Source organism: Streptomyces sp. NPDC048370 (genome assembly GCF_043200825.1).
Classification (GTDB): domain Bacteria; phylum Actinomycetota; class Actinomycetes; order Streptomycetales; family Streptomycetaceae; genus Streptomyces.
Map to the genome: position 1 here is coordinate 241,388 of NZ_JBICYI010000012.1, position 19,011 is coordinate 260,398.

At 72.8% G+C, this 19,011-nt stretch carries 17 protein-coding genes; 12 read left to right on the forward strand and 5 right to left on the reverse strand.

Annotation, left to right across the window (positions count from 1 at the left end):
- The first annotated feature begins 70 nt into the window (after positions 1 to 70).
- From ACGFYP_RS25425 to ACGFYP_RS25435, 3 genes are all read left to right on the forward strand, one after another.
- The gene (locus ACGFYP_RS25425; protein WP_393497776.1) at positions 71 to 1,780 is read left to right on the forward strand and encodes a lytic transglycosylase domain-containing protein; all 1,710 of its coding nucleotides are present in this window, start codon (positions 71 to 73) and stop codon (positions 1,778 to 1,780) included.
- Between the two features lie 174 nt (positions 1,781 to 1,954).
- Positions 1,955 to 2,095 (forward strand): SPW_0924 family protein, encoded by a 141-nt coding sequence (locus ACGFYP_RS25430; protein WP_315890806.1) that lies wholly within the window; start codon positions 1,955 to 1,957, stop codon positions 2,093 to 2,095.
- A gap of 14 nt (positions 2,096 to 2,109) precedes the next feature.
- Complete coding sequence (locus ACGFYP_RS25435; RefSeq protein WP_393497781.1) at positions 2,110 to 3,075, forward strand: DUF3068 domain-containing protein; 966 nt, start codon at positions 2,110 to 2,112, stop codon at positions 3,073 to 3,075.
- Here ACGFYP_RS25435 and hrpB read toward each other — a convergent pair.
- Together hrpB and ACGFYP_RS25445 are read right to left on the reverse strand one after the other, a co-directional pair.
- Positions 3,059 to 5,623, reverse strand: a complete 2,565-nt coding sequence (gene hrpB / locus ACGFYP_RS25440) for an ATP-dependent helicase HrpB (protein ID WP_393497783.1) — start codon at positions 5,621 to 5,623, stop codon at positions 3,059 to 3,061. The two genes, ACGFYP_RS25435 and hrpB, sit on opposite strands and share 17 nt — an antisense overlap.
- Before the next feature lie 120 nt (positions 5,624 to 5,743).
- Positions 5,744 to 6,571: a class I SAM-dependent methyltransferase gene (locus ACGFYP_RS25445; protein WP_393497786.1), complete on the reverse strand. Its 828-nt coding sequence runs from the start codon at positions 6,569 to 6,571 to the stop codon at positions 5,744 to 5,746.
- A gap of 357 nt (positions 6,572 to 6,928) precedes the next feature.
- Between ACGFYP_RS25445 and rpsA the strand changes: the two genes are divergently transcribed.
- From rpsA to ACGFYP_RS25465, 4 genes are all read left to right on the forward strand, one after another.
- Positions 6,929 to 8,437, forward strand: coding sequence for a 30S ribosomal protein S1 (rpsA, locus tag ACGFYP_RS25450; RefSeq protein WP_393497789.1), 1,509 nt, complete (start codon positions 6,929 to 6,931; stop codon positions 8,435 to 8,437).
- A gap of 250 nt (positions 8,438 to 8,687) precedes the next feature.
- Positions 8,688 to 9,626, forward strand: coding sequence for a PAC2 family protein (locus ACGFYP_RS25455; RefSeq protein ID WP_361958339.1), 939 nt, complete (start codon positions 8,688 to 8,690; stop codon positions 9,624 to 9,626).
- Between the two features lie 31 nt (positions 9,627 to 9,657).
- On the forward strand, positions 9,658 to 10,266 hold the full coding sequence (gene coaE, locus ACGFYP_RS25460) for a dephospho-CoA kinase (protein ID WP_393497793.1): 609 nt from the start codon (positions 9,658 to 9,660) through the stop codon (positions 10,264 to 10,266).
- 187 nt (positions 10,267 to 10,453) lie between these two features.
- Positions 10,454 to 10,822: a tetratricopeptide repeat protein gene (locus tag ACGFYP_RS25465; protein ID WP_361958344.1), complete on the forward strand. Its 369-nt coding sequence runs from the start codon at positions 10,454 to 10,456 to the stop codon at positions 10,820 to 10,822.
- A 42-nt stretch (positions 10,823 to 10,864) separates the two neighbouring features.
- On the opposite strand, the gene ACGFYP_RS25470 is transcribed toward ACGFYP_RS25465, so the two are convergent.
- Complete coding sequence (locus ACGFYP_RS25470) at positions 10,865 to 11,137, reverse strand: DUF6343 family protein (RefSeq protein WP_393497796.1); 273 nt, start codon at positions 11,135 to 11,137, stop codon at positions 10,865 to 10,867.
- 139 nt (positions 11,138 to 11,276) lie between these two features.
- Between ACGFYP_RS25470 and ACGFYP_RS25475 the strand changes: the two genes are divergently transcribed.
- Entirely contained in the window at positions 11,277 to 11,972 is a 696-nt protein-coding gene (locus tag ACGFYP_RS25475; protein WP_393497799.1) for a class I SAM-dependent methyltransferase, read from the forward strand.
- A 108-nt stretch (positions 11,973 to 12,080) separates the two neighbouring features.
- Complete coding sequence (locus ACGFYP_RS25480) at positions 12,081 to 12,533, forward strand: DoxX family protein (protein ID WP_393497802.1); 453 nt, start codon at positions 12,081 to 12,083, stop codon at positions 12,531 to 12,533.
- Positions 12,534 to 12,558: 25 nt separating this feature from the next.
- Here ACGFYP_RS25480 and ACGFYP_RS25485 read toward each other — a convergent pair whose 3' ends face one another.
- The gene (locus ACGFYP_RS25485) at positions 12,559 to 12,894 is read right to left on the reverse strand and encodes a hypothetical protein (RefSeq protein WP_361958356.1); all 336 of its coding nucleotides are present in this window, start codon (positions 12,892 to 12,894) and stop codon (positions 12,559 to 12,561) included.
- Positions 12,895 to 13,083: 189 nt separating this feature from the next.
- Here ACGFYP_RS25485 and ACGFYP_RS25490 point away from each other — a divergent pair, with 189 nt between their 5' ends.
- The 3 genes from ACGFYP_RS25490 to ACGFYP_RS25500 all read left to right on the forward strand — a co-directional run bounded on the left by ACGFYP_RS25490 (position 13,084) and on the right by ACGFYP_RS25500 (position 18,316).
- Positions 13,084 to 15,933, forward strand: a complete 2,850-nt coding sequence (locus tag ACGFYP_RS25490) for a DEAD/DEAH box helicase (protein ID WP_393497806.1) — start codon at positions 13,084 to 13,086, stop codon at positions 15,931 to 15,933.
- Positions 15,930 to 17,237: an SWIM zinc finger family protein gene (locus tag ACGFYP_RS25495; protein ID WP_393497809.1), complete on the forward strand. Its 1,308-nt coding sequence runs from the start codon at positions 15,930 to 15,932 to the stop codon at positions 17,235 to 17,237. Before ACGFYP_RS25490 ends, ACGFYP_RS25495 begins: the two co-directional genes overlap by 4 nt.
- 287 nt (positions 17,238 to 17,524) lie before the next feature.
- A complete protein-coding gene (locus ACGFYP_RS25500; protein ID WP_393497812.1) occupies positions 17,525 to 18,316 on the forward strand; it encodes a chaplin in 792 nt (263 codons plus the stop codon).
- Positions 18,317 to 18,345: 29 nt separating this feature from the next.
- On the opposite strand, the gene ACGFYP_RS25505 is transcribed toward ACGFYP_RS25500, so the two are convergent.
- Positions 18,346 to 19,005: a DUF2293 domain-containing protein gene (locus tag ACGFYP_RS25505; protein WP_393497815.1), complete on the reverse strand. Its 660-nt coding sequence runs from the start codon at positions 19,003 to 19,005 to the stop codon at positions 18,346 to 18,348.
- Positions 19,006 to 19,011 lie beyond the last annotated feature (6 nt).

Consider the following 19,011-nt stretch of genomic DNA (forward strand, 5'->3'; position numbering starts at 1 on the left):
TCGGTGTCATAGGGTCTCCTGAAGCCACGCGCGGGGAGCGCGGGTGCAGTCGAGGGGGAGGACCACACGTATGGCAGCGCAATTCGGCCGCCGTCTGCGCCGGGGAGCCACGAGCGGTGCCGTCGTCGCCGCGGCGGTGGCGGCACTGGCCGCCTCGCAGGCGCCCGGCGTCGTTCCGCCGCCCTCCGACAGTGCGGGCGGGGACCGGCCGGTCGGAGCCGGTGACGCGACGCCGACTCCGCCCGACGGTTCGGCGACCGGTGACTCCCCGTACTACACCGACCTGCCGCCGCTGAACACGCCGAACAAGCCCGGCACTTCCATAGACCTGCCGATCATCACCGGTCCCGCCGAGGCCGGCATACCCGCGACCGTGCTCGCCGCCTACAAGCGGGCCGAGCAGTCGATCCGGTCCAGCGACCCCTCGTGTCGCCTGCCGTGGCAGCTGCTCGCCGGCATCGGCAAGGTCGAGTCCGGGCAGGCGCGCGGCGGTCGCGTCGACGCCAACGGCACCACGCTCTCGCCGATCCTCGGCCCGAAGCTCGACGGTGTCGGCTTCGCCAACATCTCGGACACCGACGACGGCGCCTTCGACGGCGACACGACGCACGACCGGGCCGTCGGCCCGATGCAGTTCATCCCCTCCACCTGGGCGACCTGGGGTCAGGACGCCAACGGCGACGGCCGCAAGGACCCCAACAACATCTACGACGCCGCCCAGGCCGCCGGTCTCTACCTGTGCGCCAACAACCGCGACCTCGCGGTCAAGGCGGATCTGGACCGGGCGATCCTCAGCTACAACCGCTCGACCGAGTACCTGCGTACCGTGCTCTCCTGGTTCGAGTACTACCAGCGCGGCAGCCACCAGGTCCCGGACGGCTCGGGCGTCCTGCCGATCGACCGCAGCGACAACGACATCCCGAGCACGGGCCCTTCGCCCACTCCCACGCCGACGACGCCCACCCCGTCGCCCTCCCCGACGACGCCGAAGCCGAACCCGTCGAAGCCCGGCACCACCCCGCCGGTCACGCCGCCCATCACCGCGCCGCCGACCGCGAAGGTCGTCAAGCTCAAGGACGCCGGCACCGGCACGCTGACGGCCACCGTCGGCACCGTCTTCACCGGGCGTCCTACGGTCGAGGCGCTGGACGCCGCGGGCAAGCCCGTCTCCGGGCTTGGCGTGCGCTTCGAGATCGTCGGCTCCACCGACGCCAACCTCGGTGGCGTGGCGAAGAGCGTGACCGTCGTCACCGGCCTCTCCGGCCGTGCCGTCGCCCCGTCCGTGCGGGCCGGCGAGCAGACGGGCACCTTCACGGTCCGCGCCACGGTCGTGGGCCGGAACATCGCGCCCGTCTCCTTCACCGCGACCGTCACCGAGCGGCAGGCCGACACGCTGGTCCGCGCCGACTCCACGGAGCTGACCACCACCACCGGCGGCCGGTTCGCCGACCGCATCCTGGTGAAGGCCACCCTCGACGGCGCAGTCGCCCCCTCGGTCGGCCTGACCGCCACCATGATCAACTCGGCGGACGACCCGCAGCAGAACACCAAGGGCCCGTACTTCAAGGACGCCGACGGCAACCCGGTCCGCACCCTCACCGGCCTGAAGACGGACGCCTCCGGACTGCTCACCCTCCCCGACGTCTTCGCGGACGACCAGACCGGCACCTTCCTGCTCCGGCTCACGGCGCCCGGCGGCGGCAGCGTGACCATCGAGCTCAAGGTCACCGCCCCGGCCCCGGAGCCCGAGCCGACGCCGACGCCGACGCCGACTCCCTGAGCGACCGCCGGCACAGGCCCGGCCGTCGTTGCAGTCCTGCCGCCGCCCTCCCGTCCACCCGGACGGGAGGGCGGCGCTCTGCGTTCTGAGTGCAACGTGTTCTCATCTCGTGCCCACGTTGCTACGGTGCCCCAGCCCTGACGCCGCATCAGATCGAGCACCGGGAGGCCGACCATGCGCGCCCTCGTAGCCGCCGCCATCGGGCTGGTCCCAGTCCTCCTCGTCGTCCTCCTCGTCTCCGTGGTCGACCTGCCGCCCGACGGGCCCACATCGCCCAAGCCCCTCCTCACCGCCGACCCCGGCCCCAAGAAGTAGGAGGAGCACCGCCCATGCGCCGCCGAGCCAGCCTCGTCCTGCTCTCCTTCGCGGTCTTCTTCGCCGCGATGGCCCCCACGCTCCGCTGGTACGTCTTCCCCCGCGTGGCGAAGATCCCGCCGAACCAGTACCAGGAGATCGTCCTGGAGGCGAAGCCCGCCACCCTCGTCGACTACTCCACCCTGACGGCCAAGAAGGTCGAGAAACTCACGATCATCCAGACCCTCAAGGGCAACGTGGAGGAGTCGAAGCGGATCGAGCTGGACGCCGGCCGTGATGTCGTGGTCTGGGACGCCCTCACCTACATCACCGGCCCCGACGGCAAGATGGTCTCCCAGATCCCCGAGCGCTACGTCTTCGACGCCCACACCCAGGACCCGGTCAACGCCACCGGCGCGATGGTCGACGGCGACGCGGTCCGACGCGAGGGCATCGAGTTCAAGTGGCCCTTCCTCACCGAGAAGCGGGACTACCAGTACTTCGACGCCCGCTCCCGCACCACCTCCCCCATCCACTACAAGGGCACCCGCGACTTCCGGGGCATGGAGGTCTACTACTTCGAGCAGACCATCCCCTGGACCAAGGTCCCCATGCCCAAGACGATGCCGATCAAGGGCGTCACCCCCGAGATGATCAGCCAGTCGGGCATGTCCATCTGGTACACGACCAAGCGGATGTTCTGGGTCGACCCGGTCACCGGCGCCCCGGTCAACGGCGAGGAGATCCACGAGGAGGAGCTCCGCAACGACAAGACCGACTGGAAGGTCACCGCCTTCTCCGGCCACGTGAAGATGCGCGAGGACTACATCGTCGACACCGTCGAGCTGGTCCAGGGCAACCGGACGATCATCCTGCTCGTCACCTCCTATCTGCCGTGGACCTTCCTCACCCTGTCCCTCCTTCTGCTCGCCCTCTCCCTCTGGCTCGAGGCCCGCGGCCGGCGCCCCGCCGAGGACGGCCCCGCTACCGCTCCCTCCTGAGCCGCGCGCTGGTGTGCCGCGTCGGCTCCGCCCCGGCCGGGTCCTCCGGCCACGGATGCCTGGGATAGCGCCCGCGCAGCTCCGCCCGCACCGCCCGGTAGCCGTCCCGCCAGAAGGAGGCGAGGTCGGCGGTGACGGCCGCAGGCCGTCCGGCGGGGGAGAGGAGATGGACCACGACTGGCGTCCCGGCCGCCACCCTGGGCGTCTCGGCCAACCCGAACATCTCCTGCAACTTCACCGCGAGGACCGGCTGTTCGCCGCTGTAGTCCACCCGTATCCGCGACCCGCTGGGCACCTGGATCCGCTCGGGCGCCAGCTCGTCGAGCCGGCCCGCCTCTCCCGTCGCCCACGGCAGCAACCGCCCCAGCGCCTGCCCCGCGTCGATCCGGCCGAGGTCGGCCCGCCGCCGGGCCCGGGACAGCTCGGGCTCCAGCCACTCGTCCGCCCGGCCGAGCAGAGCCTCCTCCGAGACCTCCGGCCACGGATCACCCAGCACCCGGTGGAGGAAGCCGAGCCGCTGTCTCAGCTCCTCCGACTCACGGCTCCACCGCAACAGCCCGAGCCGCTCGCGCCGCAACCCGTCCAGGAGCGCCGCCCGTACGAGCACGGGGTCGGCCCCGTCCCTGAGCGGACGGGCGGCCAGCTCGACGGCGCCCAGCCGGGAGACCGACCGCGCGACGACGTCCCCGTCCTCCCAGTGCACCTCCTCACCCGAGGCCAGCAGATGCCCGGCGGCCGCCCGCGCCACGTCCTCGTCCACCACGGCCGCCAGCCGCACCCGGGCCGTGGCGCTCCGCGCGGTCCGGTCCGCCACGGCGACGGCCAGCCAGGACGCGCTCCCGAGCCCGGACCCCTCGGCCAGCTCGGCACCTGTCCCCGACACCATCAGGAACCCGCTCCCCTCCCGCGCCCGGGCCACCCGCTCGGGAAACGCGAACGCCGTCACAAGCCCGGCCACGACGTCCTCCCCACCCCCGGCCAGGCCACCACCCCCGTCCCCTCTTCCGACACCGGAGGCGGCCTCGCCCGCCGACCGTTCGAGGCGCCGGGCCTCCGCCTTCCACCGTGCCCCGTAGCCGTCGACTCCCCGCCGCGCCGCCCGCCAGGCCGCCGTGAGGTCGTCCCCGTACTCCCGGGGCGGCTCCTCGCTGAGCAGCGCGACCACCTCGGCCGCCCGCCGCGCCCCGACCTCGGGGGCGCCGTCCAGGAGGGCCCGGGCCAGCCGGGGGTGCACCCCGAGCCGGGACATCCGTACCCCCCGGTCCGTCGCCCGCCCCTCCTCGTCGACCGCGCCGATCGCCGTCAGCACGGAACGGGCCGCCGCCATCGCCCCGGCCGGTGGTGCGTCCAGGAGGGCGAGGCCCTGTGCCGAGGGGTCGCCCCAGCACGCCGTCCGCAGCGCGAACGAGGCCAGGTCGGCGATCTCGATCTCGGGGGAGGGGAAACGGGCCCGGCGCCCGTCGTCCGCCTCCGCCCAGCAGCGGTAGACGACACCGAAGGCCTCACGCCCGGAGCGGCCCGAGCGCTGGGTCGCGCCCGCGATGGACACCGCCACCGTCGCCAGTGAGCCCAGGCCCCGCGCGTGGTCCATCCGCGGCTCCCTGGCCAGGCCCGAGTCCACGACGATCCGCACGCCCGGCACCGTCAGGCTCGACTCGGCCACGGACGTCGCGAGGATCACCCTGCGCCGCCCACCGGGCTCCGCCCCCTTCAACACCGCGTCCTGCACCGCCGCCGGGGCGCGCCCGTGCAGCTGGAAGACCTCGGCGTCGAGGTCGGCCAGCATGCCCGCCGTCCGCGCGATCTCACCCGTACCGGGCAGGAAACAGAGGACGTCGCCCGCGTGCCGCTCGCAGGCGAGCCGGACGGTTGCCGCCACATGGCGCAGGAGGGCCGGATCCACCCAGGTGCCGTGGGAGGGCCTGATGCCGGCGGGCGGTGCCGCGAAGTGCACGCGGTACCCGTGGCCCTCGCCCTTCCCCCACACGATCGGCGCAGGACCGCTGCCGTCGAGCACCGTGAGGAGCTGCGCCCATGCCTCGGCGTCACTCGTGGCCGAGGCGGCGATCAGCTTCAGCTCCGGTCGCAGCGTCGCCCGGACGTCCACCAGGAACGCCATCGCCGTGTCCGCGTCGAGATGACGCTCATGGCACTCGTCGAGCAGCACCACGTCCACGCCCGCCAGCTCCGGGTCGCGCTGGAGGCGCTGGAGCAGGACGCCCGTCGTCACCACCTCGACGAGGGTCGCGGGACCGGTCCGGCGCTCGCCGCGCACCGAGAAACCGACGGCCTCGCCGACCTCCTCGCCGAGCAGCCACGCCATCCGCCGGGCGGCCGCCCGCACCGCCATCCGGCGCGGTTCGGCCACCAGCACCCGCCGCCGAGGCCCGTCCCCTATGAGTCCCGCGAGCGCGAGGGGCACCAGCGTGGTCTTGCCGGTACCGGGAGGTGCGTACAGCACCGCGGCACCGCGCTCCTCGAGCGCGGTCAGCAGCTCGGGGACGGCCTGGCGGACGGGGAGACGATCGAGTGCGTCGTTTCGGATCACGCACTCAGTTTCATACGTCGTCGCCGGTGACGGGCGCGGCTGTCCACAGGCCCTGTCCTCTTATATGACCGACGCGCCTCGTGTGGCGAGTGTGGCGACCGGCGGCCGGTGAGCCGTGCGTCAGTCCCGCTCGCACACGAAGATCGCCGTGCCCGGGATCAGGTTCCCCCGCAGCGGGGACCAGCCGCCCCACTCCTGGCTGTTCCACTCCGGCCACTCCGGCTCGACGAGATCGATCAGCCGGAAGCCGCCGGCCACCACGTCCCGTACCCGGTCGCCGATCGTCCGGTGGTGCTCCACGTAGACGGCCCGGCCCTGCTCGTCCTGCTCGACATAGGGAGTGCGGTCGAAATAGGAGGCCGCGACCGACAGGCCCTCGGGGCCCGGCTCGTCGGGGAAGGCCCAGCGGATCGGGTGCGTCACCGAGAAGACCCACCGGCCGCCCGGCCGCAGCACCCGGCGTACCTCGCGGAACACCTTCACCGGGTCCGCCACGAACGGCACCGCGCCGTACGCCGAACACGCCAGGTCGAAGGAGCCGTCGCGGAACGGCAGCACGCCCGCGTCCGCCTCGACCAGCGGCACGTCGTCGCCGATCCGCAGGGCGTGCTGGAGCTGGCGGTGCGAGAGGTCCAGGGCCACCGGCCGCGCGCCCCGCGCCGCCAGCCAGCGTGAGCACTGCGCCGCCCCCGCGCCGATCTCCAGGACGTCGAGCCCCTTCAGCGCCTCGCTCGGGCCGAGCAGCCCCGCCTCGGCCTCGTCGAGCCCCTCCGGCCCCCAGACGAAACGGTCGTCCCCGAGGAACGCCCCGTGCTCGCTCTGGTACTCGTCGGCGTTCCGGTCCCACCAGCCCCGGCTCGCCCGGCTGCTCTCCGAATCGTCGGCGTCCCGTCGGGTCGCCTCCGCCTCGTCCTCGGGACCGGCTTCCTGTTCGTACTCTTGGTTCATCTCGCCCGTCGTTGTATTTTGCGCACAGCGCCGCCGTGCGAACCCCGGTCCCTCATGGCTGTCATGGCCTGGGGAGAGTTGAGTTGTGCCGGGTATGTGGGGATCCGCCCCGCGTGCGCGCTTCGCGCATTGACCCTGTCCGGCTGCCCCCGTATGCTAAAGGTTGCGCTGCGGGCCTGCGCGCCTCAGACGGAGCAGGCCGCGCTCGCACGGTTGTATGTCCCCTCGGTTCTCGAGGCGCCCACCCGTTCATCCGGGAAGGCGCTTCATTGGCTGTCCGGCTTCTTCGGTGCGATCACGGGCTCACGGCGTAGCAGTACCTACGACTTTCTGTCCGTAACCGGAGCCCTTTCCCACATGACGAGCAGCACCGAGACCACCGCCACCAGCACCACCCCGCAGGTTGCGGTCAACGACATCGGTAACGAGGAAGCCTTCCTCGCCGCGATCGACGAGACGATCAAGTACTTCAACGACGGCGACATCGTCGACGGCGTCATCGTGAAGGTCGACCGGGACGAGGTCCTGCTCGACATCGGTTACAAGACCGAAGGTGTCATCCCGAGCCGCGAGCTCTCGATCAAGCACGACGTCGACCCGAACGAGGTCGTCAAGGTCGGCGACGAGATCGAGGCCCTGGTTCTCCAGAAGGAGGACAAGGAAGGCCGCCTGATCCTCTCGAAGAAGCGCGCCCAGTACGAGCGCGCCTGGGGCACCATCGAGAAGATCAAGGAAGAAGACGGCATCGTCACCGGTACCGTCATCGAGGTCGTCAAGGGTGGTCTCATCCTCGACATCGGCCTCCGCGGCTTCCTCCCGGCCTCCCTGGTCGAGATGCGTCGCGTCCGCGACCTCCAGCCCTACGTGGGCAAGGAGCTCGAGGCGAAGATCATCGAGCTGGACAAGAACCGCAACAACGTGGTCCTGTCCCGCCGCGCCTGGCTGGAGCAGACCCAGTCCGAGGTTCGCCAGACCTTCCTCACGACCCTCCAGAAGGGTCAGGTCCGCTCCGGCGTCGTGTCCTCGATCGTCAACTTCGGTGCCTTCGTGGACCTGGGTGGCGTCGACGGTCTCGTGCACGTCTCCGAGCTCTCCTGGAAGCACATCGACCACCCGTCCGAGGTTGTCGAGGTCGGCCAGGAAGTCACCGTCGAGGTTCTCGACGTGGACATGGACCGCGAGCGTGTCTCCCTGTCGCTGAAGGCGACGCAGGAGGACCCGTGGCAGCAGTTCGCCCGCACGCACCAGATCGGTCAGGTCGTCCCGGGCAAGGTCACCAAGCTGGTTCCGTTCGGTGCGTTCGTCCGCGTGGACGAGGGCATCGAGGGTCTGGTCCACATCTCCGAGCTGGCCGAGCGCCACGTGGAGATCCCGGAGCAGGTCGTCCAGGTCAACGACGAGATCTTCGTCAAGGTCATCGACATCGACCTCGAGCGTCGCCGGATCTCGCTGTCCCTGAAGCAGGCCAACGAGTCCTTCGGTGCCGACCCGGCGTCGGTCGAGTTCGACCCGACCCTGTACGGCATGGCCGCGTCCTACGACGACCAGGGCAACTACATCTACCCCGAGGGCTTCGACCCCGAGACCAACGACTGGCTCGAGGGCTACGAGACCCAGCGCGAGGCCTGGGAGACCCAGTACGCCGAGGCGCAGCAGCGCTTCGAGCAGCACCAGGCTCAGGTCATCAAGTCCCGCGAGGCCGACGAGGCCGCCGCTGCCGAGGGTGGCACCGCCGCTCCGGCCGGCGCCCCGGCGGGTGTCACGGGTGGTTCGTACTCCTCGGAGTCGGACGACAACTCCGGCGCCCTGGCGTCGGACGAGGCCCTGGCTGCCCTGCGCGAGAAGCTGGCCGGCGGCCAGAGCTGAATCAGCTCTGCGCCAGGCACTAGCTAGCCAACGATCGAGGCCCGCTCCCCTCCGGGGGAGCGGGCCTCAGTCGTTTTCCGCCCCGGCACGCCCCGCCCCGGCACGGCCCGCCCCGTACGCCCCCGGTGATCGCCGGGGGCGCGTGGTGCGTGCTCGCGCGCTGACACTCCGTTCACGAATACCGGGACTCGGGGAATGCTCGTGCTCCGAGGAGCGTTCTTTCCTAGGAACGCGAGGAGGAGCGGTAATCGTGCTTGATCCCCAGGATTTGTACGAATGGGACCAGAAGGGCCTGGCCGTGGTGGACGTGGCCCTGGCGCAGGAGTCGGCCGGGTTGGTCATGCTCTACCACTTCGACGGCTACATCGACGCGGGTGAGGCCGGCGAGCAGATCGTCGAGCGTCTGCTGGACACACTGCCCCACCAGGTGGTGGCCCGCTTCGACCACGACCGGCTCGTGGACTACCGGGCGCGCAGGCCGCTGCTCACCTTCCGACGCGACCGCTGGACGGCGTACGAAACGCCCGCCATCGAGGTCCGACTCGTCCAGGACGCCACCGGCGCGCCCTTCCTGCTGCTCTCCGGCCCCGAGCCGGACGTGGAGTGGGAGCGCTTCGCCGTCGCCGTCCGCCAGATCGTCGAGCGGCTCGGCGTCCGGCTCTCGGTCAACTTCCACGGCATCCCCATGGGCGTCCCGCACACCCGGCCCGTCGGCCTCACCCCGCACGGCAGCCGCACGGACCTCATGCCCGGCCACAAGAGCCCCTTCGACGAGGCGCAGGTGCCCGGCAGCGCCGAGTCGCTCGTCGAGTTCCGGCTCACCGAGTCCGGCCACGACACCCTCGGTGTCGCCGCGCACGTCCCGCACTACGTCGCCCGGTCCTCCTACCCCGACGCGGCGCTGACCGCCCTGGAGGCCATCACGGCCGCCACCGGTCTCGTCCTCCCGGGTGTCGCGCACACCCTGCGCACCGAGGCCCGGCGCACCCAGACCGAGATCGAGCGCCAGATCGGCGAGGGCGACGACGAGCTGACGGCCCTGGTCCAGGGCCTTGAGCACCAGTACGACGCGGTGGCCGGCGCCGAGACCCGGGGCAGCCTCGTCGCCGAGCCCGTCGACCTCCCGTCGGCGGACGAACTGGGCCGCGAGTTCGAGCGCTTCCTCGCCGAGCGGGAGGGCGACGCCTGACCGCCGGGCCGGGGGTCCTAAGCTGCCGCTCATGCTGAAGGTGGGCCTGACCGGCGGTATCGGCGCCGGCAAGAGTGCAGTGTCGCGGCTCCTCGTCTCGTACGGGGCCGTGCTGATCGACGCCGACAAGATCGCGCGCGAGGTCGTCGAGCCCGGGACTCCCGGGCTCGCGGCCGTCGTGGAGGCGTTCGGGCCGGAGATCCTGACCGAGCAGGGAGCGCTTGACCGGCCGAAGCTCGGCTCCATCGTGTTCGCGGACGCCGACCGCCTGGCCGCCCTGAACCGGATCGTCCATCCTCTCGTCGGTGCCCGCTCCGCCGAGCTGGAGGGAGCGGCGGGACCGGACGACGTCGTCGTCCACGACGTGCCCCTCCTCACCGAGAACGCCCTCGCGCCGCTCTACGACCTGGTCGTCGTCGTGGACGCGTCCCCCGAGACACAGCTCGACCGGCTGGTACGGCTGCGGGGCATGGCCGAGTCCGAGGCGCGCGCCCGGATGGCCGCCCAGGCCACGCGCGAGCAGCGCCGGGCGATCGCGGACCTCGTCATCGACAACGACGGGCCGCTGGAGGCGCTGGAACCCCAGGTCCGCAAGGTCTGGGACGAGCTGACCAGGCGAGCCGCGGAGGAGACCCGGTAGAAAGCCGGGGCGCCCGCGCCGATCGGTCACGCTCCCGGCTGGGTAGGGATCGCGCATGCGGCGGTCGGATCACGGGTTCACCGGGACCCGCCCGCCGCGCCGGGCTGTCCCGGCCGGTCGTACGCCGGCGCGGAATAGCCCTGCCGCACCCGATGTTGAACCGCCGGAGCAAGGGAAGGATGCCACCGTGGCCGAGAGGAACCCCGAGACCCACGTCATCGACTTCCGCGCCGCCGAGCAACTGCTGGCAGCGCGGGACCCTCGTGGTGCCGTGAAACTGCTCGACTCGGTGATCGCCGCCCACCCCGAGAACACCGCGGCTCGGCTGCTGCGCGCCCGCGCCTTCTTCGCCTCCGCCCAACTGCGTCCCGCCGAGCTGGAGTTCGAGCTGGTGCTTGAGCGGGAGCCGGACAACGCGTTCGCGCACTTCGCTCTGGCCCGCACGTTCCAGCGCTCCGGTCGGCCCGACCAGGCCACCCGGCACTTCCGGCTCGCGGCCGCGCTCGACCCCAAGCCCGAGTACCTCCAGGCGGCCCGCTTCGACGCGGAGGGCTGACCGGAGCCTCTCTGGCTACGGTGCGCCCCGGCGACGGGCGCCTCAGCGGCGGCCCGTGCCGCCGTGGTCGGGCTCGTACGGCGGGATGTTCCGTCCGGGCTGCCAGTGAGGCCCCTGTCGAATGTGGCGCAGCACCATCGACATGTCGACAGCAGCGACCAGGAACAGCACGCCGCAGGCGGCCGCCCATCCCGGGCTGCCGACCAGGGCGAACACCGTCGTGCCGAAGGCGGCCCAGAGCAGACCCCACAGACTCAGCCAGAACCGCATCCGCAGGGGACTGCGTGCGGTCACCGGCTCACTCCCAGTACGCATGACGCTCGCATCTCCTACTGAGGGTCTACCCCCGGGGCGCCCGTGCGAACGTCACTCGAACGAGGGGTGTAGGGCCCGCCGGGGCGTCGGCGGGAACGGCCGCCCGGCCCACCTCGTTCTTCCGGGCATGAGCGTACCGATGCGTGAGGGACATCAAGGGACAGGGACCGGAGCCATCACCCCGGACGGCTGCGCCGTCGACGTGTATCGACGCCTGGGCGTCGGGATCGAGCCCGACGTGATCGAGGCCGCCGTGCCGCCGGGCGCCTCGCTGCTCGAACTGGGCTGCGGAGCAGGGCGGGTGACGGGGCCTCTGGTCGCTCGGGGCTTCGCCGTGACGGCGGTGGACGAGTCGGCGGAGATGCTCGAAGCGGTACGGGAGCGGGTGCCGGGCACGGAGACCGTGCGCAGCCCGATCGAATCGCTGGATCTGGCACGGCGGTTCGACGTGGTGATGCTCGCGTCGTACCTGGTGCACACGGCAGAGCACAGTGAGCGGCAGGCGCTGCTGGAGACCTGCAGACGTCATGTGCGGGACGACGGCTGCGTCCTGATCCAGCGCGAGGGCGAAGGCTGGCACCTGGACGTGCCCCGCGAACGCCAGGACCCGAGCGGCTGCACGGTACGGATCGTGTCGGCGGAACCGGTCGGCGACGGCGTGAACTCGGTCCTCGCCGAGTACGTGTTCCCGGATCTGCGCTGGACCCAGACCTTCCGTTCGCGGCCCCTGAGCAAGGAGGACTTCGAGCGGTATCTGGGTGAGGCGGGGCTCGCGGTGGACACCTATCTGACGGACGACGGCACGTGGGTGAGGGCCCGCCCCACGTCCTCCTGAGGAGAATCGAAAAGATCGAGTCGGGCGCCGGAACGGCGATGAGTTTCCGGCGCCCGCCCCGTCTACCCCTGTGAAGCGAACACGCCACGCCGACACCAGGGGGGACCCATGACCACCACCACCGCGACCGCCACCGCCGTCACGACCGCCGGACGCCGACGGGCCGGCAGTCGGCTGAGCCGCCGCGCCGACATCTCCGTACGCGTCCTGCAGATCCTGCTCGCGCTCGCCTTCGCGATCCCGAGCGCCGGGCCGAAGCTGGTCGGACACTGGTCGGCCGCAGAGAGCTTCGACCGGATCGGCTGGGGTGACTGGCTGATGTACGTGGTCGGCGCCCTGGAGCTGGCCGGAGCCGTCGCGCTGCTCGTCCCGGTGCTGTCCAGCGCCGCGGCGAGCGCGCTCATCGGCCTGATGATCGGGGCCGTCGTCACGCAGCTGACCGTCTTCGACGGCCAGTACGCCCTGACGCCGGTCCTCTTCGCCGTACCGCTCGCGGTCATCGCCTGGACCCGTCGCCACCACAACGCGGAGCTTGTCGCACGGCTCCGACGCCGGCCCTGATCCGGCCTGATCCGCCGCACATCCCCTAGTGCACGATGTTGTAGCTGCGCCAGGGGAGCGTGTCGGGCGCGATCGTGTTGCCCGAGCGGCTGGGGACGTAGATGTTCTCCTTGCCCTTGCAGTCCGGGGTCCGGAACATCCGCAGGTCGACCAGGCTCCGGTTCTCGACCTTCGTCACACCGGACGGCGCGAGCCGGTGGCAGCCCTTGACCGAGGGGCTCGTCACGGTGATCACGACCTCGCGCTCGGTCTCGTACGAGATCGTTCCCACCGCGGAGCGGCCGAGGCCAGAACAGCCCGCGACGGCGAGCGTCAGGAGCGCGGCCCCGGCAGCGGTGCCGAGACGCCGGTGAACGGACATGGCGGATCCTCGTCTGTCGGGCGAAGGCGGCAGAAGCCCTGTTCCCCGTCACCCTGCCGCCTGCCGACCGGGCTGTCATCCGCTGCTGGGCCGCTCGGGCGAAGCGGGGCGAGGGCCCGTTGTCAGACCCCACCCGTAAGGTCGGAGATCCAGTCGGAATCCGTCGCGGAACGGGAGGTGAGCAGGACAGTGACCCAGCACAGTCGGCAGACCTGCGCCGCCGTCTTCCTCCCCGCCGCGCTGCCCCGGGAGGGACGCGTCGCCTTCTGGGCCCCGGACGGCGGCGAGCTTCCCGTCGGCGGGGGCGCGGAGCCGACCGAGCTCACCGTCGTACGGCGGCACGGGGCCGGAGTCCGCAGCCGGACGGTCCCCGCCGTCGTCCTCGGCGTCGCCGAGGCGCTCCCGGATCTGGTGGCCGCCCGTCACCGGCCGGGCGCCCACCCCGCGACCGCCTGCTGGGGCGCCGCCGCCCTGCACGCCCTGCACCTCGCCGCGAGGGGCCGACTCCTGCCGGGCCTCACCGCCGACGACCTCGACGCCTGGCGGGCGGGGCCGCTGGACGCCGACGACATCGCGCATCTGCGGGCCGTCGCCGCCGCCATGCCCCACGAAGCCCACGCGGTGCCCGTGCCCGGCCGCAGCCCACTCCAGCTGCCCGAGCCGGAGGCGCTGGTGCGGGCCTTCCTGGACGCGGTCGCCGACACCCTGCCCCGTACGCCCGCCGCCGCCCACGCGGCCGGTGCGCCGTTCGCCGCGCGCGCCCCCCAGCACCTCCCCCGCGCGCGTGCCTGGGCGGCCGAGGCCGCGGCCGGCATGGACGCCGGGGTCCGGGTCTCGCTCCGCCTCGACCTCGCCGGGTACGAACTCTTCGACATCGCCGAGGAGGGCGGCGACGAGCGGCAGGCCGCGGCGGCCCTCCTCCAGATCCACAGCCTCGCCGACCCCACCCTCGTCATCGACGCCGCCGCCCTCTGGGCGGGCGACGGCGAGGAGCTCTTCGGGCCGCGCGCCCGGATCGACGCCGTCCTCGCGCTGCGCCGCGCGGCCCGCGTCTGGCCACCCCTGGGCAGGCTCCTGGAGCGCGACGTCCCCGATGTCCTCGCCCTCACCGAGGACGAGCTGTACGAGCTGCTCGGCCCCGCAGCCGCCCGTCTCGCCGACGCCGGAGTGGCCGTCCACTGGCCGCGCGAACTGGCCCGCTCGCTCAGCGCCTCCGCCGTCGTCCGGCCGCCCCTCGCCGCCCCGGGCTCCGCCACCGACGGCACCGCGTTCTTCGACAGCGAGGAACTGCTCCGCTTCAACTGGCAGGTGGCCCTGGACGGCGACCCGCTCACCGAGCGGGAGATGGACGCGCTCGCCGAGTCCCACCGGCCCATCGTGCGACTGCGGGACCAGTGGGTGGTCGTCGACCCCGACCTGGTCCGCAAGGCCCGCAAGCGCGAACTCGGCCTGCTGGAGCCCGTCGACGCCCTCGCGGTCGCCCTCAGCGGTACGGCAGAGGTGGACGGCGAGACCGTCCGCGCCGTGCCCGTCGGCGCCCTCGCGACGCTCCGGGACCGGCTCGTCGCAGGCCCCGAGGAGGTCGAGGCCCCCGCGGGACTCGACGCCACCCTGCGCGACTACCAACTGCGCGGACTGGCCTGGCTCGACCTGATGACCTCGCTCGGACTCGGCGGCTGCCTCGCCGACGACATGGGACTCGGCAAGACCGTCACCCTCATCGCCCTCCACCTGCGCCGCGCCCGCCGCGCCCCCACCCTCGTCGTCTGCCCCGCCTCCCTGCTGGGCAACTGGCAGCGGGAGATCCAGCGCTTCGCTCCCGGCGTCCCCGTGCGCCGCTTCCACGGCGCCGACCGCTCCCTCGACGGACTCGCCCCCGACTCCGGCCCTGCCGGCTTCGTCCTCACCACCTACGGCACGCTCCGCACCAGCGCCCCCCAGCTGGCCGAACAGGAGTGGGGGATGGTCGTCGCCGACGAGGCGCAGCACGTCAAGAACCCCTTCTCCGCCACCGCCAAGGCGCTGCGCACGATCCCCACGGCGGCGCGCGTCGCCCTCACCGGCACCCCCGTGGAGAACAACCTCTCCGAGCTGTGGGCCCTGCTCGACTGGACCACCCCCGGCCTCCTCGGCCCCCTCAAGGCCTTCCGCTCCCGCCACGCGCGCGCCGTCGAGAACAACGAGGAGATCGAGCACAAGGAGGCCGTCGAGCGCCTCGCCCGCCTGGTCAGGCCCTTCCTGCTGCGCCGCCGCAAGTCCGACCCCGGCATCGTCCCCGAACTGCCCCCGAAGACCGAGTCCGACCACCCCGTGGCCCTCACCCGCGAGCAGGCCTCGCTCTACGAGGCGGTGGTCCGGGAGACCATGGCGCAGATCGAGGGTGCCGAGGGCATCGCCCGCCGCGGACTCATCATGAAGCTGCTCACCTCGCTCAAGCAGATCTGCAACCACCCCGCGCAGTACCTCAAGGAGCAGACGGCCAAGGGCGGCGGCACGGCCAGGCTCGCCGGCCGCTCAGGAAAACTCGCCCTGCTCGACGAGCTCCTGGACACGATCCTGGCCGAGGGCGGCTCCGTGCTCGTCTTCACCCAGTACGTCTCCATGGCCCGGCTGCTCGCCGACCACCTGGCCGCCCGCGCGATCCCGGCCCAACTGCTCCACGGCGGAACGCCCGTGGCCGAGCGCGAGCGCATGGTCGACCGCTTCCAGTCCGGCGACGTCCCTGTCTTCCTGCTGTCGCTGAAGGCGGCGGGCACCGGCCTCAACCTCACCCGAGCCGGGCACGTCGTTCACTTCGACCGCTGGTGGAACCCGGCCGTCGAGGAGCAGGCAACCGACCGGGCCTACCGCATCGGCCAGACCCAGCCCGTCCAGGTCCACCGGCTGATCGCCGAGGGCACGGTGGAGGACACCATCGCCGAGATGCTGCGCGCCAAGCGCGCCCTGGCCGACGCCGTCCTCGGCTCCGGAGAGGCCGCCCTGACCGAACTCACCGACCGCGAGCTGGCCGACCTGGTGTCCCTGAGGAGGCCGTCGTGAACCGCCGCTCCGGCTCCTCGCCGCGCTCCGCCGCCTACCGCCCCGGGGGCGGTAGGTTCGCCGGCCCCCGCCACGACGACCTGCGCCGCACGTTCCCCGCCCTCGCCCCGCGCGAGGCACCGGACGGACGGTTCGCCGCCACCTGGTGGGGCAACGCCTGGGTGGAGGCCCTGGAGGACACCGCCCTCGACCCGGCGCGGCTGGCCCGGGGCAAGGCGTACGCGGGGCGCGGCCACGTCGACGCGATCACGGTCACCCCGGGCCGCGTCATCGCGTACGTCCACGGCAGCCGCCCCCGCCCGTACCGCACCGAGATCCGCCTGCGGACGCTCGGCGACGACGGCTGGGAGCGGTTCCTGAACGAGGTCGCCGCCCGCCCCGACCACATCGCCGCGCTCCTCGACAAGGACGTCCCGCACGCCCTGGAGGCCGTCACCGGTCTGCTGCCCGCCCCCGGCGACCTCGTCCCCGACTGCTCCTGCCCGGACGACGGCTTCCCCTGCAAGCACGCCGCCGCCCTCTGCTACCAGTCGGCACGGCTCCTCGACGAGGACCCCTTCGTCCTCTTCCTGATGCGGGGCCGTGGCGAGCAGGAGATCCTGGCCGCCCTCACCCACCGCAACGCGGCCCGCTCGGCGGCCGAGACGAGCGCGAGCGCACCGCCCATGGCGACCGTCCCGGCCCGCACCGCCCTCGCCCCGCAGACGGGCCACGCCCTGCCCGCGCTGCCGCCGCCGCTCCCCGCGCCCGCCCAGCCCGGCCGGCCGCCCGCGTACCCGCCGGACCCCCACGCCCCCGACCCTCTCGCCCTGGACCTGCTCGCCACCGAGGCCGCCGCCCGCGCCCACGCCTTTCTGACCACAGGCCACGACCCCGTCGCCGCACTCACCCCCTGGCAGGACGCCGTCCGGCTGGCCGCCGCCCACCCCGGCTCCGGGCTCACGGCCTCCACCCGCGCGCTCTACCGCGACCTGGCGCACGCCCTCGACCGCACCCCCACCGACCTGGCCCGCGCCGTCGCCGCCTGGCGGCAGGGCGGAATCGCCGGACTCACCGTCCTCGAAGAGCCCTGGGACCCGCCGGCCGGCCCCTTCGACCGGGCTCGCCCCGCCCTGCTCGCCGCCGACTTCCCGGCCTTCCGCCCCTGGCGCAACCACCTGTCGACCCGGTCCCTCCAACTCCGCTTGGGCCGCGACGGACTCTGGTACGGCTACGAGTCCGACGCCGACCGCGAGGACTGGTGGCCGCGCGGTAGCCCCGACGCCGACCCCGTCGGCGCACTCACGGATCTCCTGGGCCGCTGACCGCTGACCGCTGACCGCTGACCGCTGACCGCTGGCAGTTGACGGCGGACCGATGACCGCTGACCACCCCCCGCCGGCAGTTGACCGCGGTCGCCGACCTCCTGCCGCGTGGCGGGCATCCCTTGCCGTGTCGCTTGTCGTTCGAACGGCAGCGTTTACCCCGTCCGTTCGAGGTCATTCCCACTCGATGGAGTGAAACCCGCCAACGGCCTGATCCGGCCTCGCCAGGATCGCGTTAATTGCGGTACGGGCGAATGCCCGTGAACACCTCCGGAAGGCAGGAAGCCATGAGGCAGATTCGCCGAAGTGGTCTGGCCACACTGATGGTCACGGGTGGCGCGCTCGCGCTCTCGGCGGGCGCCGCGCACGCCGACTCCGGTGCACAGGGCGCCGCCGTCGGTTCGCCGGGCGTCGGCTCCGGCAACGCGATCCAGTTGCCGGTGCACGCCCCGGTCAATGTCTGTGGGAACACCGTCAACGTCGTCGGACTGCTCAACCCGGCCGTGGGCAACCGCTGTGCCAACACGAGCCCGTCCGACGGGTACGGCTCGGACGCCGAAGGCGGCGGCCGGCACCACAAGGACCAGCCCGGCACCCCGCGCAGCATCGGGCACGAGGGCGGCGGCTCCCACAGTGGCGGGGGCGCGCACGAAGGCGGCTCCTCCAACGGCGGTGGCGCCAGCGCCGAGGGGATCGCGAAGGGCTCGCCCGGTGTGCTCTCCGGCAACGGCCTCCAGCTGCCGATCGACCTCCCGGTCAACGTGAGCGGCAACTCGGTCAACGTCGTCGGCATCGGCAACCCGGCCATCGGCAACACCGCCGTCAACGGCCCCTCCGAGCCCGAGGGGCCCGGCGAGGAGCCGAAGCCGCCGGTGCCGCCGAAGACGCTGCCCGCCCCCGTCGACGACGAGGCGGAGGTCCCGGCCCCCGCTCCGGCGCCCGGCCCGCAGGGCGACTCGGTCGAGCTCGCCAGCACCGGCTCGGACATGGTCGGCTACGCCGCCCCGGCCGCCGCGGCGATGCTGCTCGGTGGCGCGCTCCTCTACCGCCGTTCGCGTGGCACGGGCGCGCAGGTCTGACGCCCCCGGCGCGGGTCCTTCCCCCGCCCTCATCCAGGGCGCCAGGTCCGGAGCACCGCCTCGATGGTGGGTGCGACGCTCGTCCGGGCCTGGTGCCGGGGAACCCCGCGCATGAGCAGCGTGTCGTACTCGGTGTCGACATGCCGTACGGCGGCCCGCACCGCGGCCGTGACCGCTCCCCGGTCGAGCGCCCGCCCCGCCGCCGTACGCCCCACCCGGCCGCTGCCCTTCCGGGAGGCGTGGGCCGCGATCTCCGCGGCCCGGTCCACGGGACAGCGCGGGAACAGCCGCAGGATCTCGGCCTCCAGGGCCGCCGTGACCTCCGCGTCCCGCTCCGCGCGGCGCGCCGCGTCCCGTACCCGCCGCCGCTCCCGCGCCTCCGCGTCCGCGAGGCAGGCCGCCTCGGCCCGGGCGAGCGCGGCCTCCTCGACGAGGAGGCCCTGACGTTCGTACCGGGTCCGGCGCCGGTTGTGCCGTACGACCACCGCCCACAGCGCGCTGCCCTCCCGCGCCCGGCGGGTGAGGGCGGTGTTCCCTCGGCGCAGGAACACCAGATGGCCCAGGTCGGCGCAGTCCAGGCAGACCGGTGCGTTGAACTCGACGATCATCCGCTCCAGAGGCCCCTGGGAACACTCCGAACAGCGGCGGCGCTTGAGCGGTTCGACGACGACGGGTGCGACCAGGTCCACGGCGGC